The sequence below is a fragment of the Mesorhizobium sp. WSM3879 genome, from assembly GCF_002294915.1.
GTDB lineage: Bacteria > Pseudomonadota > Alphaproteobacteria > Rhizobiales > Rhizobiaceae > Mesorhizobium.
Genome location: NZ_NSFZ01000016.1, coordinates 85,927 through 109,884, shown reverse-complemented (window position 1 = coordinate 109,884; position 23,958 = coordinate 85,927). Strand labels below are relative to the sequence as shown.

General features: G+C 63.0%; 22 protein-coding genes and 3 pseudogenes. 8 read left to right on the top strand and 17 right to left on the bottom strand.

Annotated features, from left to right (window positions below; translation table 11 throughout):
* Positions 1–25: 25 nt before the first annotated feature.
* Complete coding sequence (locus CK218_RS26845; RefSeq protein ID WP_095829447.1) at positions 26–1,108, bottom strand: substrate-binding domain-containing protein; 1,083 nt, start codon at positions 1,106–1,108, stop codon at positions 26–28.
* A gap of 237 nt (positions 1,109–1,345) precedes the next feature.
* A complete protein-coding gene (locus CK218_RS26840; protein ID WP_245435201.1) occupies positions 1,346–2,578 on the bottom strand; it encodes an MFS transporter in 1,233 nt (410 codons plus the stop codon).
* 193 nt (positions 2,579–2,771) lie between these two features.
* On the opposite strand from CK218_RS26840, the gene CK218_RS26835 reads away from it, so the two are divergent.
* On the top strand, positions 2,772–3,059 hold the full coding sequence (locus CK218_RS26835) for a DUF3175 domain-containing protein (RefSeq protein ID WP_066992279.1): 288 nt from the start codon (positions 2,772–2,774) through the stop codon (positions 3,057–3,059).
* 45 nt (positions 3,060–3,104) lie between these two features.
* Here the strand turns inward: CK218_RS26835 and CK218_RS26830 are convergent, their stop codons facing one another.
* Positions 3,105–3,881, bottom strand: coding sequence for a FadR/GntR family transcriptional regulator (locus CK218_RS26830; RefSeq protein WP_095779401.1), 777 nt, complete (start codon positions 3,879–3,881; stop codon positions 3,105–3,107).
* Positions 3,882–3,982: 101 nt separating this feature from the next.
* A complete protein-coding gene (locus CK218_RS26825; RefSeq protein ID WP_095829466.1) occupies positions 3,983–4,879 on the bottom strand; it encodes an NAD(P)-dependent oxidoreductase in 897 nt (298 codons plus the stop codon).
* Positions 4,880–5,035: 156 nt separating this feature from the next.
* Between CK218_RS26825 and CK218_RS26820 the strand changes: the two genes are divergently transcribed.
* Positions 5,036–5,974 (top strand): NAD(P)-dependent oxidoreductase, encoded by a 939-nt coding sequence (locus CK218_RS26820; protein ID WP_095784042.1) that lies wholly within the window; start codon positions 5,036–5,038, stop codon positions 5,972–5,974.
* Positions 5,975–5,992: 18 nt separating this feature from the next.
* Here CK218_RS26820 and CK218_RS26815 read toward each other — a convergent pair whose 3' ends face one another.
* Complete coding sequence (locus CK218_RS26815; protein ID WP_095829445.1) at positions 5,993–6,760, bottom strand: FadR/GntR family transcriptional regulator; 768 nt, start codon at positions 6,758–6,760, stop codon at positions 5,993–5,995.
* A gap of 169 nt (positions 6,761–6,929) precedes the next feature.
* A complete protein-coding gene (locus CK218_RS26810; protein WP_066992270.1) occupies positions 6,930–7,919 on the bottom strand; it encodes a sugar-binding protein in 990 nt (329 codons plus the stop codon).
* A 451-nt stretch (positions 7,920–8,370) separates the two neighbouring features.
* Between CK218_RS26810 and CK218_RS26805 the strand changes: the two genes are divergently transcribed.
* The 3 genes and pseudogenes from CK218_RS26805 to CK218_RS31230 form a co-directional block, all read left to right on the top strand.
* On the top strand, positions 8,371–9,114 hold the full coding sequence (locus tag CK218_RS26805; protein ID WP_066992363.1) for an ATP-binding cassette domain-containing protein: 744 nt from the start codon (positions 8,371–8,373) through the stop codon (positions 9,112–9,114).
* Positions 9,115–9,155: 41 nt separating this feature from the next.
* Entirely contained in the window at positions 9,156–10,154 is a 999-nt protein-coding gene (locus tag CK218_RS26800; RefSeq protein WP_066992267.1) for an ABC transporter permease, read from the top strand.
* A gap of 9 nt (positions 10,155–10,163) precedes the next feature.
* A pseudogene (locus CK218_RS31230) lies at positions 10,164–10,478 on the top strand (AraC family transcriptional regulator); the annotation flags it as partial.
* A gap of 32 nt (positions 10,479–10,510) precedes the next feature.
* On the opposite strand, the gene CK218_RS26785 reads toward CK218_RS31230, so the two are convergent.
* Complete coding sequence (locus CK218_RS26785; RefSeq protein ID WP_095829444.1) at positions 10,511–10,768, bottom strand: hypothetical protein; 258 nt, start codon at positions 10,766–10,768, stop codon at positions 10,511–10,513.
* A gap of 248 nt (positions 10,769–11,016) precedes the next feature.
* The gene (locus tag CK218_RS26780; protein WP_095829465.1) at positions 11,017–12,477 is read right to left on the bottom strand and encodes an MFS transporter; all 1,461 of its coding nucleotides are present in this window, start codon (positions 12,475–12,477) and stop codon (positions 11,017–11,019) included.
* 111 nt (positions 12,478–12,588) lie between these two features.
* On the opposite strand from CK218_RS26780, the gene CK218_RS26775 reads away from it, so the two are divergent.
* The 3 genes from CK218_RS26775 to CK218_RS26765 all read left to right on the top strand — a co-directional run bounded on the left by CK218_RS26775 (position 12,589) and on the right by CK218_RS26765 (position 16,287).
* Positions 12,589–13,590, top strand: coding sequence for an ornithine cyclodeaminase family protein (locus tag CK218_RS26775; protein ID WP_095829443.1), 1,002 nt, complete (start codon positions 12,589–12,591; stop codon positions 13,588–13,590).
* The gene (hutH, locus tag CK218_RS26770) at positions 13,587–15,092 is read left to right on the top strand and encodes a histidine ammonia-lyase (RefSeq protein ID WP_095829442.1); all 1,506 of its coding nucleotides are present in this window, start codon (positions 13,587–13,589) and stop codon (positions 15,090–15,092) included. The genes CK218_RS26775 and hutH overlap by 4 nt, the downstream gene beginning before the upstream one ends.
* A 205-nt stretch (positions 15,093–15,297) precedes the next feature.
* On the top strand, positions 15,298–16,287 hold the full coding sequence (locus CK218_RS26765; RefSeq protein ID WP_143749709.1) for a glycosyltransferase: 990 nt from the start codon (positions 15,298–15,300) through the stop codon (positions 16,285–16,287).
* A gap of 101 nt (positions 16,288–16,388) precedes the next feature.
* Here CK218_RS26765 and CK218_RS31505 read toward each other — a convergent pair.
* The 9 genes and pseudogenes from CK218_RS31505 to CK218_RS26720 all read right to left on the bottom strand — a co-directional run.
* Positions 16,389–16,526: pseudogene (locus CK218_RS31505) on the bottom strand (3-methyl-2-oxobutanoate hydroxymethyltransferase); the annotation flags it as partial.
* Positions 16,527–16,529: 3 nt separating this feature from the next.
* Positions 16,530–16,844 (bottom strand): MocE family 2Fe-2S type ferredoxin, encoded by a 315-nt coding sequence (locus tag CK218_RS26755; RefSeq protein ID WP_095829440.1) that lies wholly within the window; start codon positions 16,842–16,844, stop codon positions 16,530–16,532.
* 44 nt (positions 16,845–16,888) lie between these two features.
* A pseudogene (locus CK218_RS26750) lies at positions 16,889–17,982 on the bottom strand (fatty acid desaturase family protein).
* Positions 17,983–17,987: 5 nt separating this feature from the next.
* Positions 17,988–18,902 (bottom strand): sugar phosphate isomerase/epimerase, encoded by a 915-nt coding sequence (locus tag CK218_RS26745; RefSeq protein ID WP_095829438.1) that lies wholly within the window; start codon positions 18,900–18,902, stop codon positions 17,988–17,990.
* 26 nt (positions 18,903–18,928) lie between these two features.
* Entirely contained in the window at positions 18,929–20,041 is a 1,113-nt protein-coding gene (locus CK218_RS26740) for a Gfo/Idh/MocA family oxidoreductase (RefSeq protein WP_095829437.1), read from the bottom strand.
* Between the two features lie 94 nt (positions 20,042–20,135).
* Positions 20,136–21,200 carry an ABC transporter ATP-binding protein gene (locus CK218_RS26735; protein WP_095829436.1) on the bottom strand — a complete coding sequence of 355 codons (1,065 nt, stop codon included), beginning with the start codon at positions 21,198–21,200 and terminating at the stop codon, positions 20,136–20,138.
* Positions 21,200–21,988, bottom strand: coding sequence for an ABC transporter permease (locus CK218_RS26730; RefSeq protein ID WP_095829435.1), 789 nt, complete (start codon positions 21,986–21,988; stop codon positions 21,200–21,202). Before CK218_RS26730 ends, CK218_RS26735 begins: the two co-directional genes overlap by 1 nt.
* Positions 21,988–22,857, bottom strand: a complete 870-nt coding sequence (locus tag CK218_RS26725) for an ABC transporter permease (protein WP_066992233.1) — start codon at positions 22,855–22,857, stop codon at positions 21,988–21,990. Before CK218_RS26725 ends, CK218_RS26730 begins: the two co-directional genes overlap by 1 nt.
* 28 nt (positions 22,858–22,885) lie before the next feature.
* On the bottom strand, positions 22,886–23,950 hold the full coding sequence (locus tag CK218_RS26720) for an ABC transporter substrate-binding protein (RefSeq protein WP_066992230.1): 1,065 nt from the start codon (positions 23,948–23,950) through the stop codon (positions 22,886–22,888).
* Positions 23,951–23,958 lie beyond the last annotated feature (8 nt).

The window sequence follows — 23,958 nt, the reverse complement described above, 5'->3', positions numbered from 1 at the left end:
GCCGGGTTCAGTGTCGCTTTGACATTCAGTTCTCGAAACGCTTGCCGACCTTTCCAACGGTCTCTTGCGTCACGAGTTGGGCGCGCGTGTCGAGATTGGCGGCCGCGATGCCGCGATCGATCTGCAGATAGAGTTGCATGACCGGATAGAAGCCCTGCAGGAAGGGCTGCTGCCCGAGCGCGCCGGTCAGGTCGCCGCTCTTCAACGCATCCTGCTGCGCCGGACCGAGGTCGAACCCATAGGCGCAGATCTTGCCGGTCTTTCCGGTTTGGGCGACGGCCTTGGCCAGCGCAGGCGTGAACACGTTGTTGCCGGCGAAGGCGCCGACAACGTCACCTCGCGACTCGAACAGCGTCACGATGCCGTTCACCGGATCGTTCGGATTGGTGTCGATGCCGGTGTTCTCGGGACCTGCGTCGACCTTGAAGGCCTCGAGCTTGCCGGCGTCCCTCAGGCCTTTGACGATCGCGTTGAAGGCCGAGGTGACGCGATTGTTCACCTCGATGTTGCCCATCGCGGTCGATGACGGCAGAACGATCGAACCCTTCTCGATACCCTTGTCCGCCAGGCACTTGACGAGTGCCTCGCCGGCGATCGCCGCGGCGGAGGCGTCCTGACCGGTGTGGCTGATGCCGCTGCGGTCGAGGATCGTGCCGTCGAAGGAATTGGTCGTTGCTACCGGTATGCCCTTGGCCGCGGCAGCCTTGACGATGTCATTATAGGCGCCGACCTGGGGCGTTGTCATGATCAGCCCGTCGATCGTCGGATCCTGCACGATCTGATTCAGGATTTCGATCTCGCGGGCCGGGTCGTCGGTCGGAGATTCCGAGCCGAGCAGCAGTATCTTGGCGCCGATCAGATTGCCGGCGGCGGTTGCGCCGACATAGACTGGATCGAAGAAGCCGTTGCCGGCCGTATGTGTGACGATGGCGAAGGTGAGATGGCCATCGGCCGAATGGAAATCCTTGGTGGTGGGGGCTTCCTTTGCGGCTTCCTCGAAGCTGTAGCCGCCGACTGCTTTCTCGACGCCGCCGGACTGCGCGAAGGCGGAGGGCACGCCGAGCAACAACGCCGCGGCGGATGCCGCGAGCGGGAAAGTACGTCTCATGATTATCCTCCCTTGCATTCAACGGGCGGAAGCCGTTCGAGCGCATTTATTCAGGAGATTTTCCGAGTGCTTCCTCCCACTTTCGCGATATTCCGCCGAAAGCCTTTCCAAGTAAATAGTCTGCTGCACCCAGTATTCGGACGCGACGTCATGCGAAAGAGCACAGACGACTATCCACCTGACCCCTCCCTTTGCGCCGGTAGACAAGCTTGCAATGGCCAGGGTTGCCGGCGGAAATCAGGCTGGCGCTTCCGCGCCTCGCCTCGCCTTCCACATAAGCAGCAAAATCGCCGCGAGATTGACCAGGTTCCAGGCGATGCCGTTGAGGAAGGCGGCGGCATAGGAGCCGGTTAGATCGTAGATCCAGCCCGACATCCAGCCGCCGACGGCCATGCCGAAGATCGTCGCCATCAGGACGATGCCGACGCGCTGGCCGGCTTCCTTGGCCGGCATGTAGTCGCGCACGATGATCGCATAGCAGGGAACGATGCCGCCTTGGGAGAGGCCGAACACCAGCGACACCACATAGAGCGAAGCCAGCCCGTCGAAGGGAATATAGAACAGCAGTGACAGGCATTGCAGCGCCGAACCGATGATCAAAGTTTTCACCGCGCCGATGCGATCGGCGAGGAAACCTGAGCCAATGCGGCTGACAACGCCCGCCGCCAGCATGATCGACAACATGTCGGCGCCGCGCGCGACGCCGTAGCCGAGATCCATGCAATAGGCGACGATATGCACTTGCGGCATCGACATCGCCATGCAGCAGCCGAAGCCAGCAATCACCAGCAACATCTGCAACGCCGCCGGCGACAGCGAGATTGGCTGCGTCGGCCGGCTTCCCGGCGAGCCATGGGTGGCTTCGAGCGGCGCGCCGCGGCGCAGCATCAGCACCAGCGGCACCATGGTAGCGAGGCAGAAGATGCCGATCGCGGCATAGGTGAACCGCCAGCCTTCGCCTTGCATGACATAGGGCATCACCGTCGGCCAGACTGCTCCGGCAAGATAGCTGCCGGATGCGGCCGCGGTCACCGCGACGCCACGGCGCCGGTTGAACCAGTGCGAGATGTCGGCGATCAACGGGCCGAAGATCGCCGATGTGCCGAGTCCGATCAGAAGCCCCTGGACAAGGGTGAACGCAAGGATCGAGCTGGTCAGCGAGGCGAGCAGGAAGCCCGCGCCGAGCGCAATCGCAGAGACGAGCGCCGGGATCCAGTAACCCATGCGGTCGATGGCGCGTCCGACCAGCATATTGCCGGCGGCGAAGCCGACCATGGTCGCGGTATAAGGCATTGAAGCCGCGGCCCTGTCGACGCCGAATTCGGCCTGCACGGCGGGCAGAACGACGACCACCGCCCACATGCCGGCGCCGCCGATCGTCGACAAAAGCATCGAGACGCCGAGCCGTACCCATGCATAGGCGCTGTCGATGCTGGGGCCATCTGCCCGGCTGGAGACGGTTGTCGTCACACCTTTCCTGTCCGCGCTTGTTGGTGATCGGGCGGTTTCCACCCCAAGTATCGGCGCATTCCCGGTGCCGAGCAGCGCCACAAGGGACAAATCCGTGGCTCCAGAAATCGGGAACCGGCCATGCCGCCCCGAGTTTTTGCCCCAAGAGAGCGTTGTGCCCAAGGGGAGTTGTGCCCCAGGAAGGAGGTTCGCCATGACCGCCAGGAAAAAATGGTCGGCCGAAGTGACCGCGCACAGCGATGCGCTGGATCTCGAGGAGCACATTTTCGAATCCGACGATGCCAAGAGGATCGCCACCTCGCTGAAGCGCTCGGCTGAGCACAGCCATCGCCGCAAGGCTGAGCCGTTCCGATCCGCGATGTCGATGCTGAATTTCTACATCAACCGCGCCGGCAGGAACCTGCCGGAGAAGCGCAAGCGAGTTCTGGAAAAGGCCAAGGACGAGTTGCGCGTCGCTTTCGGGCGCGAGAAGGAAGACTAAGACTTGTCGAGGTCGGACCGGGCCTCACCCGGGTATCGGTAGGCCTTAGCGCGAGCGGATGACGTCGTCGGTATTCGCGAGCAGCTTACGCACGGCGTTGCGCGCCGCATCCGGCCGCTGCAGCCGGATGTTCCTCTCGATCGCTTCGTGCAGTTTCTGGGCGTGCTGCAGATCGTCCAGCTCGCGTGTCGTATAGGCGAAGAGATGATTGAAGGCGGATTCGATCAGGACGCCCAGGGGCACTAGGAGATCGTTGCCGGAGGCCCGGAGAATGGCCAGGTGGAAGCGGGTGTCGGCGCGCGTCCGCTCCTGCAAATTGGTCGCCTCGCCCATCTCGCGGCAGGCCTGGCTGATCTCGGCCATTTGCTCATCGGTGCGCCGCATTGCGGCAAAAGCCGTCGCCTCGGGCTCGATGATGTGGCGGAATTCCTGCACCGTCTTCAGGAACACCTCGCGATCCGGCGACGTCGCGTACCAGGAGAGCACGTCGCGGTCGAGCAGATTCCAGCGCTCCTTCGGCTCAACCCAGCTGCCGATCTTCGGACGTGATGCCAGAAGGCTCTTGGCCATCAGCATCTTGATCGCCTCGCGCACCGCCGAGCGGCTGACGTCGAAAGTCTCCGACCATTTGGCTTCGTTGGGCAGGATGGTGCCCGGGGGATAGTCGCCGCGCACGATCCGAAGGCCGATTTCGCTGGCCAGCGAGGTATGCACGCTGGCGCCAGGGATGCGCGGCGCGTCCGGCCGGCGAACGCCAGCCATACGCTCGGCGGATGCCGCTTTCGTCGGCCTTTTTTCGTTGTTCGGCTTTGCGTCCCGCATATGCCCAGAAAGTCCGGTTTTCAGAAGCTGTCAAGCGCGGCAAGGCCGGCTTTGCCGCCAGACGCCGCGCTGTGCACAGCTCAACCTATGTTTGTCGGCCCTCACGCTGTTTTGACGTATTTGCGCCAGCTGTGTTCGGGGCGGAAGCCGAGCACGTCCCGCGCCTTGCGGTTGGACAGCAGCGTCTCGAATTCACCGAGCTCGGCTTTCACCGGCACGCCTGGATAGAAACGCTTCAGGAGCTCGGCCGTCGGCAGATCGGACGAGGTCTCGTCATTGGCGGCGTTGAACACCTGATAGCCCAGCCCATCCTTCTCGATGGCGCGCAAGGCGATCTGGCCGAGATCGCGGGCGTCGATATAGCTCCAGGCAATGCGCTTGCGGAAACCGGAATCGGCAAACCATTTCGGGAACAGCGCATATTCATGCGGCTCGATGACGTTGCCGATGCGCAGCGCATAGATGTCGAAACCGCTGCGCAGCGCGAAGGCGCGCGCCGTCTTCTCGTTGACGATCTTGGACAGGGCGTAGCTGTCCATCGGATCGACGTCATAGTCCTCGTCGAGCGGGAAATGGGTCGGGTTGCGCGGCTCGTTGGCGAAGACCAGGCCGTAGGTCGTCTCGCTGGAGGCGATGATCACCTTGCGGATGCCGAGTTTCACCGCCGCTTCGATGACGTTGTAGGTGCCCATCGCGTTGATGCGGAACACCTCGTTGTCCGGGGTGATCATGATCCGCGGGATGGCGGCAAAATGCACCACGGCGTCGACCGGCTGTGCGCGCAGCGATGGATCGAATTCATGCAGCCCGGCATAGCTCGACAGCGCGTTGAACACCTGGCCGCTGTCGGTAATGTCGGTGATCAGCGTGCGCACCTTCGGGTTGTCGAGCGGCTTGGTGTCGATGTTGAGCACCTGGCAGCCATGCTCGACCAGATACTGCACGACATGGCGGCCGGCCTTGCCGCTGCCGCCGGTGAACATGATCCGCTTCGTCATTTTGCTCTCCACATTTCTCAAGGATTGTGTGTATTGTCAGACAATATGGCATTCAGCAACGGCCTGCCAACCGCGATCCGCGAAAACCTTCTCCAGCAAAGCTCGCCGGCCGGTCGCGCCGGCGCCGACCATCAGGAAAGACAGGGACGAAACGACATGACCACCACCGCTGCCCGCGAAAACATCGGTTTCATCGGCCTCGGCCTGATGGGGCATGGCATCGCCAAGAACATCGTCGACAAGGGCTATCCGCTCACCTTCCTCGGCCGCAAGAACCGCAAGCCGGCGGATGACCTGCTCGGCCGCGGCGCAAAGGAAGTGGCCACGTCCAAAGAAGTGGCAGCGGCCTCCGACATCGTCTTCATCTGCGTCACCGGCTCGCGTGAGGTCGAGGCGATCATCCGCGGTCCCGGCGGGCTGAAGGAAGGTCTGAAGCAAGGCTGCGTGGTCGTGGATTGCTCGACATCCGATCCTGTCTCCACCGTCGCGCTGGCAGCCGAACTCAGGGCGCTCGGCGTCGACTATGTCGACGCGCCGCTCAGTCGCACGCCGAAGGAGGCCTGGGAAGGCACGCTCGACGCCATGGTCGGCGCGCCCGACGCGGTGTTCGCACGGTTGAAGCCGGTGATCGAAACCTGGGCCGGCCGCATCGTCCATATCGGTGACACCGGCGACGGCCACCGCATGAAGCTGCTCAACAACTTCATCTCGCTCGGCTACGCGGCGATCTATTCGGAAGCCTTGGCGCTGGCGCAGAAGGTCGGCATCTCCCCGCCCCGCTTCGATAGCGTGATCCGCAACGGCCGCATGGATTGCGGCTTCTACCAGACCTTCATGCGCTGGACGCTGGAAGGCGACCGCGACGCCCACAAATTCTCCATCGCCAATGCCTTCAAGGATTTGACCTATTTGGAATCGATGGCCGGCGCTGCCGGCATCGCCAATCCGCTTGGCAACGCCACCAAGAATTCGTTCGCGACCGCCTTCGCGGCGGGGCCGGCCGAGCAGTATGTGCCGATGCTGGCCACCCATATCGGCAAGCTCAACGGCGTCGACCTGATGCCGTCGAAGGACGGCAAAAAGCAGACGATTTGAAAGCCGCGGCCAAGTCTGTCAGCGTCTCGAGAGCTCGATCACCTCGTCGGTATTGGCGAGAAGCCTGTGCACCGCGCTTCTCGCCGCGGCCGGGCGCTGCAGGCGGATGTTCCGCTCGATCGCCTCGTGCAGGGACTGGGCCCGCCGCTGGTCGCTGTGCTCGCGCGTGACGAAGATGAAGAGATGATCGAGCGCCGATTCGATCAGTACGCCTAGCGGCACCAGCAGCTCATTGCCCGAGGCGCGCAGGATGGCGAGATGGAACCGCGTATCGGCGCGCGTGCGCTCCTGGATATGCGCCGCCTCCCCCATTTCGCGGCACGCTTGGCTGATTTCGACCATCTGCTCGTCGGAGCGCCGCAGCGCCGCGAAGGCGGCCGCCTCAGGCTCGATGATATGGCGGAACTCCTGCACCGTTCTGAGAAACACCTCGCGGTCAGGCGAGGTCGCGTACCAGGCGAGCACGTCGCGGTCGAGCAGGTTCCAGCGCTCCCTCGGCTCGACCCAACTGCCGATCTTGGGGCGGGACGCGAGCAGGCTCTTGGCCATCAGCATCTTGATGGCCTCGCGCACCGCCGAGCGGCTGACATTGAAGGTTTCCGACCATTTGGCTTCGTTGGGCAGGACAGTTCCGGGCGGATAGTCGCCGCGCACGATCCTGAGGCCGATCTCGCCGGCGAGCGATGCGTGCACGCTGAGGCCGGCAATCCGCGTCGCCTCGGGTCGGCGTATCGTGGCCGGCTGTACAGGCTCGGCTAAGCGCTTTCCAGACTTTTCCCGTGGCATCCAAGTTCCGGTGCCTCCTGTCGCGGGCTCCAAGACTCCCGCAAAAACTCTGCCGGATAAGAAGATTCTGGGCGCAAAACTCTTGGCTCCGCCGCCCCGGCAAGGCCGCGTCCATAGTCCTAGCGAAAGTGGAGGGGCGCCCTTCGAAGGGCGCCCCGGGGATCGAAGCCTACTTCTGGATGCAGGTGTCGACCGTATCCTTGGTGCATTCGTCGAGCCCGGTGAAGACCGGATCGTCGACCTTCTTGCCCTGGATGAGGTCAAGCATCACCGACGGCGCCTTGTAGCCCATTTCGAACGGCCGCTGGCCGACCAGTGCGGTCACAAGGCCTTCCCTGGCGATCGCCACCTCGTCGCCGATCGTGTCGGCGGCGCCGATGACGAACTCGTTCTTGGCGATCTTGTCGGCCATCGGCTTGAACAGGTCGCGATAGGGCTGCGGAGCGCCGAACAGCGGCCAGCCGCCCATGATGCCGAAAGCGTCGAGCTTCGGATTGGCGGCCAGGATGTCTGTCATCGCCTGCACGCCCTTGGCGCCGTCGTCATTGGTGAACACCGGGCAACCCGCCACTTCCGTCCAGCCGCCTTCGCCGGCGAGCGCCGGCAGGCCTTCCTTGCCCGACAGCGCATCGCGCATGCCCTGCGCGCGGCGCAGGATGTTGTCGGCGGCCGGATTGCCCTCGATCGTGCAGATCGTGCCGCCATTCGGCTTGGCCTTCTTGATGTATTCGCCGATCCGCTTGCCCATCAGATAATTGTCGGTGCCGAGATAGGTCTTGCGAAGCGCGGCGTCTTCTTTGGCGAGATCGGCATCGACCGTCATGATCGGGATCGACGGATTGGCGCTCTTGATCGTCTGCGCGATCAGCGGCGCGTTGGACGGCGAGATCGCCATTGCGGCCGTGTCCGGCTTGCTCAGCATGTCCTGCACGATCTGGGCTTCGCCGGCCTCGTCCGAGGTCGATGCCGGGCCGGTGTAGAAGCATTCATATTCGGAGCTTGCGTTCTCCTTGTTCCACTTCTCGCAGCCCTGATGGATGGCTTCGAAGAACGGGTTGTCGAGGCCCTTTACGACAATGACGAGCTGTTTCTTGGCCAAAGCCGGCCCGGCGCCCAGCGCCATGGCGGCGACGGCGGCGAGCAAAAGTGATTTCCTCATATCAGTCCTCCCTTGAAAACAGACGGACACGACGTGCCCGCCACACCGATCGGCCCGGATGCAAGCAACACGCGGAATAGGCTCGAAAGTTCGTGTCTCAAGCCAGGCCGACAAGCATTTGCCGATCCGTTCCAGCTCGAATGGGCGCCGGCCGGATCCTGAATCTTGCCCATCGCGTCACGCCGAGCAGCGATTTCGCGACGGAAAAATTCTTCCTCCAATGCTAGCTAATAACGGCTCGCTGCCAACGTCAATTGCTATTTGTCCTACAAAACCGATTTTTCGACGGGACTCGAAATTAATCGCCCGACAATTGATTGACGCCCATGGCCGCATTTGCCTAAATGAGTCTATCGCACCTGCTCGGGAGGAGTTGGAGGCGCGAGGCCCCTGCGGCGCCGGCAATTATGGCAAGGCAGTCGAGGGACGAAAACGGGGAGGCTTAAGGCTGGTGTCAGTTCTCGAACTTGCCAACATCTCGAAGCATTTCGGCGCCATCCAGGCGGTGAACGACGTCTCGTTCACGCTCGAGGCCGGCGAGGTCGTCGGCCTGATGGGCGACAACGGCGCCGGCAAGTCGACGCTGGTCAAGATGATCGCCGGCAATTTCCGCCCCAGTCACGGCACGATGCACATGGACGGCAAGGAGCTGATCCTGCACAAGCCGGCCGAGGCCCGCCAGCACGGCATCGAGATCGTTCATCAGGACCTGGCGCTTTGCAACAATCTGACGGCCGCCGCCAATGTCTATCTCGGCCGGGAACTGCGCCGCGGCATCGGCCCCTTCCGCATTCTCGACTACGCCGCGATGTACAAGCGCGCCGGCCAGCTCTTTGCCGAACTGAAATCCGAGACGCGGCCGCGCGACCTCGTCAAGCAGATGTCCGGCGGCCAGCGCCAGGCGGTGGCGATCGCCCGCACCATGCTGTCGCAAGCCAAGATCGTGCTGATGGACGAGCCGACGGCGGCGATCTCGGTCAGGCAGGTCGCGGAGGTACTGAACCTGATCCGCCACTTGCGCGACCAGGGCATCGCCGTCGTGCTGATCAGCCACCGCATGCCCGACGTCTTCGATGTCGCCGACCGCGTCATCGTTATGCGGCGCGGCAGGAAAGTCGCCGACAAGAAGATCGCCTCGAGCTCGCCGGAAGAAGTCACCGGGCTGATCACCGGCGCCATCGAACAGGTTGCGTAATCGCGTGGATCGGGCGTCCAACGCCTCAGGAAAGGTCGATAATGGCAGTCACCCTTGACCAGACGATCGCGCAGAAGCAGCACACATTCTTCTCACGGCTCTTTGCCAACCAGACCTTCTGGGTGGTGATCGCGGTTATCCTCGCCTGCCTGTTCCTGTCCTTCGCGACCGACGCTTTCGCCACGCAGAAGAACCTCTTCAACATCACCCGCAACATCACCTTCGTCGCCATCGTGGCGCTCGGCATGACTTTCGTCATCATCACCGGCGGCATCGACCTGTCGGTCGGCTCGGTGCTGTGCCTGTGCTCGATGGTGCTGGCCGTCACCATGCATGCCGGCTATTCGATCGAAATCGGCATCCTGGCCTCGATCGTCACCGCTTTAGCCATCGGCGCCTTCAACGGGGTGCTCATCGCCTATCTCGGTTTCCCACCCTTCGTGGTGACGCTCGGCATGCTGTCGGTGGCGCGCAGCCTCGCCATGGTCGCCTCCAACAACACCGTCGTCTTCCAGTTCGGGCCGGACCACGACAAGCTTCTGGCGCTGGGCGGCGGCGCCTGGGTGTTCGGCATTGCCAATCCGGTGCTTTACATGATCCTTTTGGCGTTGATCACCGGCTTCATCCTGCGCTGGACCAAGTTCGGCCGGCATATCTTCGCCATCGGCGGCAATGAGCATGCGGCCACGCTGACCGGTGTTCCGGTGCGCCAGATCAAGGTCGCAGTCTACATGATCTCAGCGCTCTCGGCGGGTCTGGCCGGCATCATCCAGACCGGCTGGCTAGGCGCTGTCACCACCAATCTCGGCAACGGTATGGAGTTGCAGGTGATTGCCGCGACCGTCATCGGCGGCGCCGACCTCGCCGGCGGCGTCGGCACCGCGTTCGGCGCCATCGTCGGCGCCGCCCTGATCGAGGTCATCCGCAACAGCCTCGGCCTGCTTGGCATCAATGCCTTTTGGCAAGGCACTTTCATCGGGGGCGCGATCATCCTGGCGGTGCTGTTCGACCGCATCCGCAACTTCCGGCGCAGCGACTGACGATCACCGACCGACAATGAGAGCATCGACGACGTCGCCAACTACGAGATCGAGCGCTTCATCGACAGCATGCTCGACGCCCGCCGATGCGTCGGCGCCGCAGGCGGCGCGCGCTCGCATCAACACGATGCTGGATTTCTGCGTCCGCAAGGCAATCCAGCTGATAAAGGCCAATGTCTGCGAGCGCATTTCCCCGATCGAAAAGTTGTGGACCAGCCACACGGAGTTGATCAAGGCGCACCGTGTGGCGGTGGCCAAGCACGGGCGGCGGCGGGAGCGGATATTCTCTGGAACACGGCGGAGAAAGTATATCGGCTGGTGTGAAAACTTTGCCAAACATACCAATGAAGCCGCATCTATTGCGGCGTAGCGGGTGCTTTAGGTCCGTTCTTTTGAAAGTTTTCTAGAGCGTCCCGAAATTCCTGTTCGTTCTTTTTGCGAAAACCCTCGGCACCGTAGCGTGCGATCCCTTCGTCAAGCGATTTCGCGACACTGCCGCCAAAGGTCGGAAGTCGTGCTGGCTGCTCGCGTTCGGTCCACAGCCAGAAGCCCACTACAGTCAGCACAGCGACTGCCATCGCCAGAAGAACGCTTCTATTGAGTATCGCTGACATTGTCGGCCCCTAGCATCCTCCGTAGCAGCCTAGGGTCAATTTCTTAAAACTTGGCGGCGACTGCGCTTACATTTTTAGCCAGAACAAGTGGCGCTTAGACGGCACATCCCACGAAGCCGCCGTTCACTTCACTCGAACTGCTCATCGACCGGTATCCGCATCGCCGTCACCGATTATGGATTCCGCGCTTTTTGCTATTCAGCTGCTGCAAGACACTCTTCGGCCAAACCGCGCTGGGAATATGCGCGTCAGACACGTTCGACATCGCTTTTTTGGGCGTGACCGGAAACCTCGGCCCCCGCATGGGCCGGCAGGATCAGGAAACGCATCGCTGCCACCAGCCCGAGCAGGCCGATCGCGAAAAAGGCGATCCTGAAGTCCATCAGGTTGGGCGCCGCGCCGCTGCGCACGATCTGCGACAGGTTGAGGATCGCCGCGGCCACGGCCACGCCAAACAGCATCGCTACCTGCTGCAGCATACTGGACAAAGTCGCGGCCGAGCTGCGCTGCGGCGCGCCGATATCCGCGAAGGCAAGCGTGTTGAGCGCCGTGAACTGCATCGAGCGCGTCAGACCGGCGACCAGCATCAACGTCACGACAAGTGCCAGCGGCGTCTTGGGCGAAATCACGCCGCACGCCGCGATTGCAAGCGAGGCAATCACCCCGTTGACCACCAGCACCCGGCGGAAGCCAAAAAGCCTGAGCGTCGGCGTGGTCACCGCTTTCATCCCGAGGTTGCCGAGGAAGTAGGCCAGGATCAGAAGGCCGGCGTCCACCGGCCGCATGCCGAAGCCCACCTGGAAGAGCAGCGGCAGCAGGAACGGCGTGGCATTGATGGCGACGCGAAAGATCGTGCCCGCCGAGAGCGTCGAGATGGCGAAGGTCGGCACTTTGAAGGGGGACAGGTCGAGCAGCGGATGCGTCACCCGCCGCACGTGCCGCACGGCGAACCAGCCGACCGCGACGCCGGCGGCAACCAGGCCCGCTGTCGGCAGCATGCCATCCTCGGGATGCGCAAGCCGTTCCAGCCCATAGAGCATCGCGGCGAGGCCGAGCGCGGTGAGGAAGAATCCCGGCCAGTCGAGCGGCTTGGTCTCGGATTCGCGATCGCCCGGAACGAAGCGCGCGACAAGCAGCAGCCCGGCGAGGCCGAGCGGAACGTTGATGAAGAAGTTCCAGTGCCAGGACAGATAGGTGGTGATGAAGCCGCCGAGCATCGGCCCGATCACCGGCGCGAACAAGGCCGGCCAGGTGATCAGCGCCGTGGCGGCAAGCAATTCGGACTTGGCGGCGTTGCGCAGCACCAGGATGCGGCCGACCGGCGTCATCAAGGCGCTGCCGAGGCCCTGAACGATGCGGGCGGCAACGAATTGCGTCAGGCTCTGTGAGTAGCCGCAGGCGATCGACGCCAGCGTGAACAGCCCGATCGCGACGAGGAAAATGTTGCGCGCGCCAAACCGGTCGGCAAGCCAGGCCGACAACGGCACGAACACCGCCATGGTCAACATGTAAGCGGTGATGCCGATGCTCATCGCCACTGCCGGCACGCCGAATGACTGCCCCATCTGCGGTAGCGACGTCGAGATGATCGTCGAATCCAGCAACTGCATGAAGAAGGCGACGGCAACGATCAGCGCGACGCGCCGCGCCTGGCGCGCCGCCGTCGGCACGAGCTGGGATACGGCTTCATTGTCGGGGATGCTGGTCATGACGCGCCGGTTGAACAGCATAAGGCTGAACCAGTCCAGAGCTTATCCAACAAACTTTCGTGTCGGCCCGCCGCCTGTTATGGATGAGCGCGGGCCGGACGAGGGAAATGCATGAAGCCGATCTATATCGACTACCTCAATGCTCTCGACATTGAAGCCCTTGGCCTGAGCGATGCCGAGATCATCGGCGCCGTTGAAGCCGGGCTCGTCGCTCAGGGCAAGGGCCAGACGGTGATCGAGCCGCGCGTCCATCTCGAGCCGGATCCGTCCTTCCGCGGTCATTTCAACGTGCTGCGCGGCTATGTGGCGCCGCTCGATGCGGCCGGCGTCAAGATCGTCGGCGATTATGCCGACAACTACCTGCACTCCCTGCCGTCCGAATTCGGCATACTCAACCTGTTCGACCCGCGCACCGGCGCGCCACGCGCCATCCTCGACGCCACCGTCATCACCGATATGCGCACCGGCGCGGTCACCGCCATCGGCGCCAAGCATCTGGCGAAGAAATCATCCAGGGTGCTCGGTCATATCGGCGCGCGCGGCACCGCCTATTGGAACGTGCGACTGCTCGATCACCTGTTCGACTTCGACGAGATCCGCGTACATTCGCGCCGCCCCGAAAGCCGCGATGCTTTCGCCGCGAAGCTTGCCGCCGACCTCGGCAAGCCGGTTATCGCCGTTGCCGACTGGAAGAGCTGCGTGGAAGGCGCCGACATCGTTGTCGAGGCCTCGCGGCTGCCGGAACCGCAACCCCTGCTCAAGACCGCCTGGATCAAGCGCGGCGCGCTGGTCGTGCCCTACGGCACAATGAGCGCGGTGGAGCTTTCGCTTACCGACATCATGCAAAAGATCGTCGTCGACGACTGGGGTCAGTGCAAGGGCGGCAAGTTCGGCTCGCTACGCGCCCATGTCGAGACGGGACGGCTGAGCGAGGCGACGCTGCATGCCGAGCTCGGCCAGATCGCTGCCGGGCACAAAGCGGGCCGGCAAAGCGACGGCGAGACGATCCTGTTCTGGCATCGGGGTCTGTCGCTCTCCGACATCGCGCTCGGCAAGGCGATGCTGGCCAAAGCCGCGGAACAAGGCATCGGCCAGAGGCTGCGTTTCGCATGACCCCGCTCGTTCTCACCGGCGCCGGCGTCAGCATCGAGGACGTGGCCGCCGTGGCGCGCAGTGCAGGCAAGGTCGAGATCACGCCGGCGGTCATCGAGAAACTCGGCAAGGCCCGCCAGGTCCTCGATGACGCCGCTGCCGGCGGCCAGCAGATCTATGGGCTGAACACCGGGCTGGGCGCCAATCTCGGCGCCGCTGTCGAAGGCGATGCCGGTGCCTTCCAGCGCCAGCTTCTCGACGGACGCGGAGCTGCGGTGGGAAACCCATTGCCCGCCCAGCTCGTGCGCGCCGCAATGTTTGCCCGCATCGCCATGCTTTCCGCCGGCGGCTCCGGCCTGTCGCCGCATGTCCTCACCGCGCTTGTCGATCTGCTCAACGCTGGCATCCATCCGGTGATGCCGTCGCTGGGCTCGATCGGCGCCGGCGACCTGGTGCTGATGACCGCGATAGCCCACACGCTGATCGGCGAAGGCGATGCAGACTATCAGGGCAGGCGCATGCCTTCGGCAAAGGCGCTGATGATGGCGCGGCTTGCGCCGGTCAGCCTGGCACCGAAGGATGGTCTGTCGCTGATCAACGCTTCCGCGGTTTCCACCGGCGCCGGCGCGCTGGCGCTCGTCGACGCGCTGTCGGCACTCGAACAGCAGGAGCAGGCCGGCGCGCTCACCATGGAAGCGTTCGGGGCCAACCGCACCATCCTTGACCCGCGCCTGCATCTGGCGCGTCCAGCCGCCTGCCAGCAGGTAGCGGCAAAGGCGTTGCGCGACCTGCTCACCCGCGACGGGACGCCCGCGCCGACCACCCTTCAGGACCCGCTGTCGATCCGCTGCATGCCCTCGATCCACGGCGCGCTCATCCAGGCGATCGACCATGCCCGGCTCGCCGTCGAGATCGAGCTCAACGCGTCCGCCGACAACCCGCTGGTGCTCGCCGATGATTCACTCGTGCTGTCGACCGGAAATTTCCACACCGCCTCGCTGTCGCTGGCCTTCGAGACGCTAGGTCTGGCAGTTGCGCAATGCGCGGCGGCGTCGGCCGCGCGCTTCATCCAGCTCACCGGCTCAACCCGCCACGGCTTGCCGAAATACCTGTCGCCAATCGGCGGCGCGTCCGCCGGCTTCGTGCCGCTGCAGAAGACGGTGACGGCGATCCTGGCCGCCATCCGCCACAAGGCCAATCCGGTGATGCTCGACTTCCTGCCCGTGTCCGAGGGTGTCGAGGATCATGCGACGCAGACTCCCCTCGCCGTCGCCAAATGCGTCGAGATGATCGTACTGTGGCGGCGGCTGATCGCCCTGGAGCTTATGGCCGCCGCACAGGCCGTCGATCTTCGCGAAGGGCTCATTCTTGCACCGGCCACCAGCGCGATCCACGCGGCCGTCCGCGCCCATGTGCCGACGCTCAAGGAAGACCGGCCGCTCGGATCCCATGCCGATGCGCTCCACGCGGTGCTCGCCGACGGGTATTGGCTCCCTGCGGTGCACCAGATACTGCTCGATTAGACGAGATCAGGGCACCGCATCGTTGCGGACCACCAACGACAGATCGAGATCACCACCCGCCCAAGCCAACCCTCAAGCCAACTGGCCGCTCGCCCCGAATCGGATGGCCGGGCTCCGCCGCTTATGGGCCCGCCGGCCGCACCCCTCGGCACCCTCTTGGGTTGCACGATGAGTTCGGATATGAAGAGCCAAGGGCATATAAGGGGTGGCTCAATTGCATCGTTCCTGCTTCGTCTTGGCGGCAGACGCGAAAAATTTCCCATACGCCGTTCTGGGCGCGCGGCGCATACTGGACGTATCTGCGCCTATCGACGGTTTCATCCTTCATATGGCCGCCGGAACTGAGGATTTGCCGGTCGCGGACCGATTGCTCGGCGCTGCCGTCAAGATCGTCGACGTGTCCGATCTCATGAAGGAATTCGATTTCGATCCCGGTCACCTCAGCGTAGCAACCTACATTCGCCTGCTTGCCGACAAGCTGGCGGTATTCGAGCCTTACGACAGGCTCGTCTATGTGGACACTGACGTTATCTTCAACCGGTCGATCACCGACTTGGCCGATGTTGAACTGAATGCCCCACTCTTGGCGGCCCATGACGAACAGACCTATTTCGATCCGAGCTGCCGTGAGTCTCTTGAGATGGAGCCCGGCTCATCGCATTTCAACGCCGGCATACTGGTGCTGAACATGCCAATGATCCGCGCCGAGGGGCTCTTGGAGCGGGCGCGCGAACTGGCGCTGCGGCGGGTACCGAAGCTCGATCAGGGAGCGCTCAACATAGCGTTTGCCGGACGCTGGCAAACGATGCATCCGCTCTGGAATCTGCAGACCAACTATTCCAGCCAGATACCCTTCAGTAGAGCCTTCGCGCGTCATTTCACCTTCGGAAAGCCGTGGTGGCCAAGCCCTGAAGGAGTGGAACTCGCCGCGATGGCGATCTATCGCAACCTGGCGAAAGATACGCCCTGGCTCGATCGGTTCAAGCGTCCGCTCTGGACGAGAGGTCTGCGCAAGCGATTGCTCCGCAAATTCGACGGCCTCTCCGGGATTATTCTCAATAAGGAAAAATACAGACGCCGTTTCCGCTTCAACGCCGAACGGTGCACCGCCATCTTTGCCGCGCAGGCCGACCAGGGGATGATGGCCGCAACCTATCCGGAGGTCCTGATGGGCGTGGTCAAGGCACGGAAATAGGCGCCGATCTCTCGACGAAAGCTTACCGGCTCGGGCCGCGAGGCCGGCCCAATACCTGCCGCACTTGGCGGCGAACCAGGCAGACCCATCGCAGTGCCCGTTCAGGCTCTTGCGTCCACTTTCTTCATGAAACGCCTGAGCTCGTCTGGATCCATATGCACGATGTGCCGGTCTTCCGGATAGGCGCCGCTGTTGACGTCGCCGACATTTTCCGAGAACGCCGCGATGCGCTCCGCTTGCCTTCAGCCGATATCGATCATCACCTTCCCGGCCTCGACCTTGACCGGATAGGTTTTGAGGTTGAAGCAGACCGGCGCGCCCTTGGCCTGGCCGGTCTTATAGTTGAAGCGGCCATCATGCTTCGGGCATTCGATGATGTCGTCCATCACCAGCCCGTCGGCCAAATGCGCCTTTTCATGCGTGCAGAAACCGTCGGTGGCGAAGAACTCGTCGTCAGGCGAGCGGTAGACCGCGAAGGTGCGGCCGCCATGGTCGAAGCGGATCACGTCCTCCTCATCCACCTCGTCGACCGCGCAAGCTTCGACCCACTCCGCCATCGTCCTTCTCCTGTGGGTTCGCACAACTGCCGCGCGCACCGACCTTATTCGGCAGCCGCAGCCGTTATGTCGAGATCGTGGAATCGCCGCGGTAAGGCTTGGCCGTCGGCGGCAATTCGCGCTTGAGGTAATAGTCCTCGTATTTCAGCTGCCTGACCAGCACCGGCCAGACCTCGCGATAGGCATGCCACATCGACGGGTTCGGCTCCGGCAAATCGTGCTTGATCAGCTCATGCAGCCTGGGCAGCGCATGATAGGGCACCATCGGGAACATGTGATGCTCCACATGGTAGTTCATGTTCCAGTAGATGAATCGGCTGATCGGGTTCATATAAACCGTGCGCGTGTTGAGCCGATGGTCGGTGACGTTGTCGGCCAGTCCGATATGCTGCAGCAGGCCGGTCGTCACCATGTGCCAGGTGCCGTAGAGCCGCGGCAAGCCGATCAGCACCAGCGGTATCCATGACCTAAGCGCGATCGCGACAGCGATCGTCGCGACGTATACCGCTATGTGCCAGCGCGCCGCGATCACCGCCTTGTGCTGCTCCATCTCCGGAATGTAGCTCTTCTCGTCGTCCGACAGCTTGCCGAAGGCCTGGCGCACCAGCGTGGGCAGCGAATAGCGGAAGTCGAGAATGCCCGTGAAGGCGAGCGCAGCCTTGATGAGGTCCGGGGGCCGCATAACGGCGATCTCGGCATCGCGGCCGACAATGATGGTGTCGGTGTGGTGACGAGCATGGCTCCAGCGCCACTGCACCGGGTTTCGCATCAGCATGAACGAGGCGATGTGATAAACGACATCGTTCATCCAGCGCGTGCGAAACGCGGTGCCGTGCCCGCATTCGTGCCAGCGCGAGTCGCTCGACGATCCATAGAGCACGCCATAGACGAACATGAATGGCACGACCCACCACGTGCCCCAGAACCAGATAATACCGGCGGCTGAGCCCAGGATCGCCGAGATCCAGATGACGCTATCGCGGATCGCCGGCCCGTCGCAACGCTGCATCAGCTCCTTCATCACCTTGCGCGGCACGTCGGTGTGGTACCACTCGGCCGATGCAAGTCCGGTCTCTATCGCAAGCCGCGTGCTCTCGCCGACAAGGCTGTAGTCGCGCTTCGTACCGGTGGTCGTCATCGTCATTAAAGCCCGTTGGCGCGGAGTTTCCCGTCGAGGAATTTCTTGGCGCGCGGCACGTCCTCCTCGTCGAGATGCTCGATGATCACCGGGATGTTCGGGTGCTTTTCGCTGAGACGCTTGAGATAGAGATCGTAATTCAGCGCGCCGAGCCCGGGCGCCGGCAGTTCGATCTCGCCGACGCCACGGAAGGTCAGCCCCTCATGCGCATCCGCGTCGCCGATGTCGGCATGCTTCTCCGTCTTGTCGCCGCCCGAACGCTTCACATCCTTGGCATGCGCGATTTTGATCTTGTCCGTCAGCGTGTCGAACACCTGGTTCAGCACCTGATCCATGCGGTCGATGTTGTGCGCCTCGAAATAGTTCGTCGGGTCCATCAACAGGCCGAGGCCGGGATGATCGACCTGAGCGAACATCCTGACCGTCTCCTCGACCGAGCCGACAACGTTGTTGACGTAGGTTTCAAGCAGGAACACCGCGCCGTGGTCGTAGGCGGTCTGGGCAAGATCCGAGATCACCTTGCGGCACTCCTCAAAACCCTCCTCGGTCTTGTTCTTCGGATGATGCACCCAGTCGGATTCGGTGTTGTAGGTGCCGGTTTCCGAGATCACGTAAGGCGAGCCGAAATCGCGTGCGTTCCGGATGAGCTCCTTCAGGTAGGCAAGCCGCCGCTCGCGCTCGGCCCTGTCCGGGTGGATGATGTTCGTGTAGCCGGACACGCAGCAAACCGGGAGGTTGTGGTCGCGGAACGTATCGCGCACCCGCCTCGCCTTGTCCCTGGTGATCTGTCCGGCCGAGAGGTCGATATCCTTGAAATGCAGGTCGAGCTGCACGGTGTTGAAATCGAGCGCCCGGATGCGCCTGGCGACCTCCTCGAGCTCATACGGAAAATAGCCTGTGAAGATACCTGCCTGCATCATGAGGTGAAGTCCTCCCGATAAGCGATTCAATTGCCCTGTTTCTTAGTGGCCTGGTCGACAGGGATTTCGGACAGCCTGATGGTGCGGCCCTCCGCCATCGACCGGTAACCGGCCTCCACCAGCGCCATGGTGTTGACGTTGTCGGCACCGGAAAGCGCCGGCGGCGTGCCGGTCTTGAGCGCATATTGCAGCTGCTCCATGACGCCGATGAAGGCATGCGGAAACCACATCGTCTCCCAGCTCGGGCTGATCCATTTGCCGCCGGTCGTCTCGGTCGAGGCGTAGGTCAGCGTCGAGGCGACGCCCTTCGGCCAACCGATCGTGCCCTTGGCGACACCCTTGGTGCCATCGACGCGCCAGTCGATGTGCTGGTCGTCGGAATAGCCTTCCTGACGCGGGCCGGACCAGACGTCCTCCAGCGACACCGCGAGCACGCCGGAGGGAAAGCGCAGCGTCGAAACGGTGATGCCGTCGGAATGTTCGAACTTGGTGCGCGGATCCATGCGCGTCAGCGTCGTGATTTCGTCAGGGTCGCCGAACAGGAAGCGCAGCACGTCGAGGTGGTGCACACTCATATTGGCGAGCGTCAGCCGGTCATATCCGGCGAGGAAGGTTTGCCAGTGCGGGATGGCATGCATGTCGATCTCGGCGAAGACGATCTCGCCCAGCGCGCCGCTATCGATGATCTGCTTCAAGACGCGCATCGACTGGTCGTAGCGCATGTTCTGGTTGACCGAGAGGATCTTGCCGGAGGCCGCCGCCTCGTCGCGCAGCTTCACCGCTTCGTCGACCGAGAGCGCCAGCGGCTTCTGCGCCAGAATCGCCTTGATGTGCGGCTGGTTCAGTGCATGGCGGATCAGCGCGGGCTGCTGGTCCGGCGGGAAGGCAAGGTCGACGATCTCGACGCGGTTGTCTTCGATCAGCCGCTCCGGCGTATCGCAGACGGTCGGAATGCCCCAGCGGCCGGCGACCTTTTCGGCATTCGCCCTGGTTCGTGAGGCGATCGCCACCACCGGAAAGCCGGCTTGCGCGTAGGCGGCGAGATGGCACTCGGCCATGATCATGCCGGCGCCGATGCAGCCGATCCGGTACTCCTTGACCCGGACTTTCACGTCCGGCTCGAAATCCATGCTCGCCATCCATTCCTCCCGTCGAGGACTGGATTTAATGCCAGGATCAGGCGGTCAGCCAAGGGCCGCGCCATCATTTCCCATCAGGGACCGGGGATCCGGCTTACGCGGCGATCAGCACCGTGCTCTCCGGCGACCAGCTGAGCATCACTTCTTGGCCTTCGGCCAGCCGCTCGGCGCCGGTGTTCTGGACAATGACCTTCAGCGTCTGTCCATCGCGGTCGACGAAATAGGTGCTGTTGTTGCCGGCGAAGATGCGTTTTGAAACCTGGCCCCTGACCGTGTTGGCATATCCCGCCTCGGACGTTGCAGAGCCGGTTGAAATCTGGATGCGCTCGGGCCGCACGGCGCAGCTCGCCTTGGCGCCGGCCGAGAGAGACGCACCCGACGCAGCGGCGATTGCTGTACCGTCGGGCAGCCTGATGCCGTTGCCGGTCGCATCGCCGCGAAAGATGTTGGCGTCGCCGAGGAAGGTCGCGGCGAACTCGCTTTGCGGCCGGTCGTAGATCTCCTCCGGCGGCCCTTCCTGCACCAGCCTGCCGTCGCGCAATATGCCGATGCGGTCGCTCATCGTCAGCGCCTCTTCCTGGTCGTGGGTGACGAAGATGGTGGTGATGCCGATCTCGCGCTGGATGCGCTTCAACTCGATCTGCATGTCGACGCGCAGCGCCTTGTCGAGCGCGCCGAGCGGCTCGTCGAGCAAAAGCACGCGCGGCTTGGTGACGATGGCGCGCGCCAGCGCCACACGCTGCCGCTGGCCGCCCGAGAGCTGGTGCGGCCGGCGGCCGCCGAGCTTGCCGAGTTGCACAAGATCCAGCGCCCGCTGCACTTCCGTTGCGATCGTCGCCTTCGGCTCGCCGCGCACCGAAAGGCCGAAGGCGACGTTGTCGGCGACGCTCATATTGGGAAACAGCGCATAGTTCTGGAACACCATGCCGATGCGGCGCTTTTCTACCGGCACGCGCTCGACGCTTTCGCCGCCGATGGCGATGCGGCCGGTATCGGGAAAGTCGAAGCCGGCGATCTGCCTGAGCAGCGTGGTCTTGCCGCTGCCCGAAGGCCCGAGCAGCGCATAGAAGCCACCGTCGGGAAAGTCGATCGAGACATGGTCCAGCGCCTTGTGCGCGCCGAAACTGCGGGAGACGTTCGATACCTGGACGCCGGCCATTATTTCTCTCCGCCGAATTTGAAGAAGCGCGCCGTCAGCAGCATGAGCGCCATCGACACCACGATGATGATGGTCGACACCGCGTTGATCTCGGGCGTGAATCCCTTGCGGATCGCGGCGTAGATTTCGACCGGCAGCGTCGTCTGGCCTGGCGTCGACAGGAAGTACGAGACCACGAACTGGTCGAAGGAGACAGCGAATGCGAACAGTCCGCCGGCGATCACGCCAGGCATGATCCAGGGCAAAGTTACGCGCAGGGTAACCTGCCACTGATTGGCGCCGAGCGAACGCGCCGCTTCTTCCAGCTCCGGCGCGAAGGTCTGCAGGCGGGCGGACACGACGACGATGACGTAGGGCAGCGCCAGCGCGACATGGCCGAGCAGGATCGCGATGAGCCCGCGGCCGATGCCGATGCCGAAGAAGAAGATCAGCATCGCGGTGCCGGTAATAAGCCACGGGATGGCGATCGGCGGAAACAGCAGCGCCTGCAGGAATTTCTTGCCGCGGAATTCGTAGCGATAGAGCGCCAGCGACGCCATCGAACCAAGCAGCGTTGAAAGAATGGTCGTGATGATCGCGATCTCGATGCTGTTCCAGGTCGCCGCGATCAGCTGGTCGTTTTGCGCGAGCGAAGCATACCAGTCCGTCGTCCACTCGAACGGCAGCTGGTAAAAAGGCGAGGCGTTGAACGACATCAGCGCCATGATGATGATCGGCAGATAGAGGAAGCCGAGCAACAGGAAGATGTAAAAGCGCCCGACCCATTCCAGAATGCGCGTCGTCGCCATCAGCCGGCCCTCCGCAAGACCGGTGCCGCGAGCGCCAGGATGACCAGCACGACGGCAAGCAGGATGAAGGAGAGCGCCGCGCCCAGCGGCCAGTTGAAGACGGCAACAAACTGGTCCTCTATGACGGTGCCGTAGAAAGTGCCGGTGCGGCCGCCGAGGATGCGCGGCTCCATGAAAGAACCCACGACCGGCACGAAGATCAGCGCCGCACCCGCGATCAGGCCGGGCATCGACAGCGGGATGATCACCCGCTTGAGCACCTGCAGCCGCGAAGCCCCGAGCGAGCGGCCCGCCTCGATCAGCGAGTCGTCGATCGCCTGCAGCGTGAGGTAACAGGTGAGCACCATATAGGGCACGTAGGAGTGCACCAGGCCGATGATGACCGCCGGGTAGGAATACATGAGATCGATATTGATCTTGAACGGCAAGACGGCATTGAGCGTGGTGTCGAGAATGCCGCCCTCACGCAGCACCATGGCCCAGGAGAAGATGCGCACCAGCCCGTTCGACCAGAAAGGCAGGATGACCAGCAGGAAGATCGCCTCGCGGCTGCGGCCTTTAAGAACCTTCGCCAGCACGTAAGCCGCCGGATAGCCGATGACGACGCACCAAAGCGTGACCTCGAGCCCGAGCCGCAGCGAGGCCAGAAGAAGCGTCAGATAAAGGCTTTGCGAGAAGAAGGCGGCGTAGTTGCCAAGCGTGAACGACCATTCCTTCCCGGCCAGCGGCAGGTCGGTCATGAAGGAGAAGAACACCATGGCCGACAGCGGCAGAAAGATCGCCACCGTCAGCCACAGATAAGCGGGAAGCAGAAGCGGCAGGGCTGGCCGCAGTCCGCGGCGCGAACCGGTCGCGAGCTGCTCAGCCATGATGCCTCTCCTCCCCGTAAGACGCCAACTATTTCACGTTGACCTTCAGCTCCTGCCAAAGTGCCAGGTATTTCTCGCGCTGCTCATCGGTGACCGGCGCCTGGAACTGGATACGTTTGGCGACCTCTGGGCTGCCCATGACCTTTCGGTTGAAGGCGTCCTCGGGCAGCGCCTCGACCGCCTTGGTGTTGGCCGAAACCGGCGCGCCGACCTTGGTGACCCATTCGACATAGAATTTCGGGTCGATCATGTAGTTTATGAAGGCCTCGGCGCCGGCGACATTCTTGGAACCGGCCGGGATGGAGAAGGCGTCCAGCCAAGCGACGGCGCCTTCCTGCGGGATGACCAGCGAGACCGGCAGCTTGAAATGCGTCTTGGCGCGGTCGGCGGAGCCGCTCCAGTAGGTGCCGATATCGATCTGGTTGGAGGCAACCATCTGGTTCCAGTCGTTCTCCGAACTCCAGAAGGTCTTGATCTGCGGCATCAGCGAAGTGAGCTTCGCCTTGACCGCGCCCATATCCTTGATGTCGTTGATGTTCTGCCCCGATGCGATGGCGCCGAACTGCACCGCCTCGACGGCGTCGTCGCGGATGATGACGCGGCCCTTATGTGCCGGATCCCACATCTCGGCTATGCTCGTCGGCGGCTTGTCGAACGACTTCTCGTTGATGGCTAGAGCGGTCAGGCCCCATACCCACGGCACGCCATAGACCTTGCCGTCATGGTTCAGCATCGGCGAGCCGGCCTTGTCCTTGGCGATATCGGCATAGTTGGAGAGCTTCGACGTATCGATCGGCTGGATCAGCTTGCCGGCCATCGCCTGATCGTTGAAGGCGGCATTGATCATGACGACGTCGTAGAGGCCGGGATTGGTCCTCAGCTTGGTCAGCATCTCCTGTTCGGAGTTGAAGAAATCATTGACGACCTTGTAGCCGGTCGCCTTCTCGAAGTTGGCGACCGCCCATGGCTCGTCGGCGCCGTAGCCCTTCCAGTTGAGCACATGCACTTCTTCGGCGGCCTGGGCGGCAAACGTGAATGCTGAGACGAAGACGGCGGTCGCCGTCAGAAAAGCGGTCAGTCTGGGCATGCGCATGTTTTTTC

Coding starts and splice junctions, on each gene's coding strand:
- CK218_RS26845 (WP_095829447.1), bottom strand. CDS start 1,108: ATGAGACGTACTTTCCCGCTCGCGGCATCCGCCGCGGCGTTGTTGCTC.
- CK218_RS26835 (WP_066992279.1), top strand. CDS start 2,772: ATGACCGCCAGGAAAAAATGGTCGGCCGAAGTGACCGCGCACAGCGAT.
- CK218_RS26830 (WP_095779401.1), bottom strand. CDS start 3,881: ATGCGGGACGCAAAGCCGAACAACGAAAAAAGGCCGACGAAAGCGGCA.
- CK218_RS26825 (WP_095829466.1), bottom strand. CDS start 4,879: ATGACGAAGCGGATCATGTTCACCGGCGGCAGCGGCAAGGCCGGCCGC.
- CK218_RS26820 (WP_095784042.1), top strand. CDS start 5,036: ATGACCACCACCGCTGCCCGCGAAAACATCGGTTTCATCGGCCTCGGC.
- CK218_RS26815 (WP_095829445.1), bottom strand. CDS start 6,760: ATGCCACGGGAAAAGTCTGGAAAGCGCTTAGCCGAGCCTGTACAGCCG.
- CK218_RS26810 (WP_066992270.1), bottom strand. CDS start 7,919: ATGAGGAAATCACTTTTGCTCGCCGCCGTCGCCGCCATGGCGCTGGGC.
- CK218_RS26800 (WP_066992267.1), top strand. CDS start 9,156: ATGGCAGTCACCCTTGACCAGACGATCGCGCAGAAGCAGCACACATTC.
- CK218_RS26785 (WP_095829444.1), bottom strand. CDS start 10,768: ATGTCAGCGATACTCAATAGAAGCGTTCTTCTGGCGATGGCAGTCGCT.
- CK218_RS26780 (WP_095829465.1), bottom strand. CDS start 12,477: ATGACCAGCATCCCCGACAATGAAGCCGTATCCCAGCTCGTGCCGACG.
- CK218_RS26775 (WP_095829443.1), top strand. CDS start 12,589: ATGAAGCCGATCTATATCGACTACCTCAATGCTCTCGACATTGAAGCC.
- hutH (WP_095829442.1), top strand. CDS start 13,587: ATGACCCCGCTCGTTCTCACCGGCGCCGGCGTCAGCATCGAGGACGTG.
- CK218_RS26755 (WP_095829440.1), bottom strand. CDS start 16,844: ATGGCGGAGTGGGTCGAAGCTTGCGCGGTCGACGAGGTGGATGAGGAG.
- CK218_RS26745 (WP_095829438.1), bottom strand. CDS start 18,902: ATGATGCAGGCAGGTATCTTCACAGGCTATTTTCCGTATGAGCTCGAG.
- CK218_RS26740 (WP_095829437.1), bottom strand. CDS start 20,041: ATGGCGAGCATGGATTTCGAGCCGGACGTGAAAGTCCGGGTCAAGGAG.
- CK218_RS26735 (WP_095829436.1), bottom strand. CDS start 21,200: ATGGCCGGCGTCCAGGTATCGAACGTCTCCCGCAGTTTCGGCGCGCAC.
- CK218_RS26730 (WP_095829435.1), bottom strand. CDS start 21,988: ATGGCGACGACGCGCATTCTGGAATGGGTCGGGCGCTTTTACATCTTC.
- CK218_RS26725 (WP_066992233.1), bottom strand. CDS start 22,857: ATGGCTGAGCAGCTCGCGACCGGTTCGCGCCGCGGACTGCGGCCAGCC.
- CK218_RS26720 (WP_066992230.1), bottom strand. CDS start 23,950: ATGCGCATGCCCAGACTGACCGCTTTTCTGACGGCGACCGCCGTCTTC.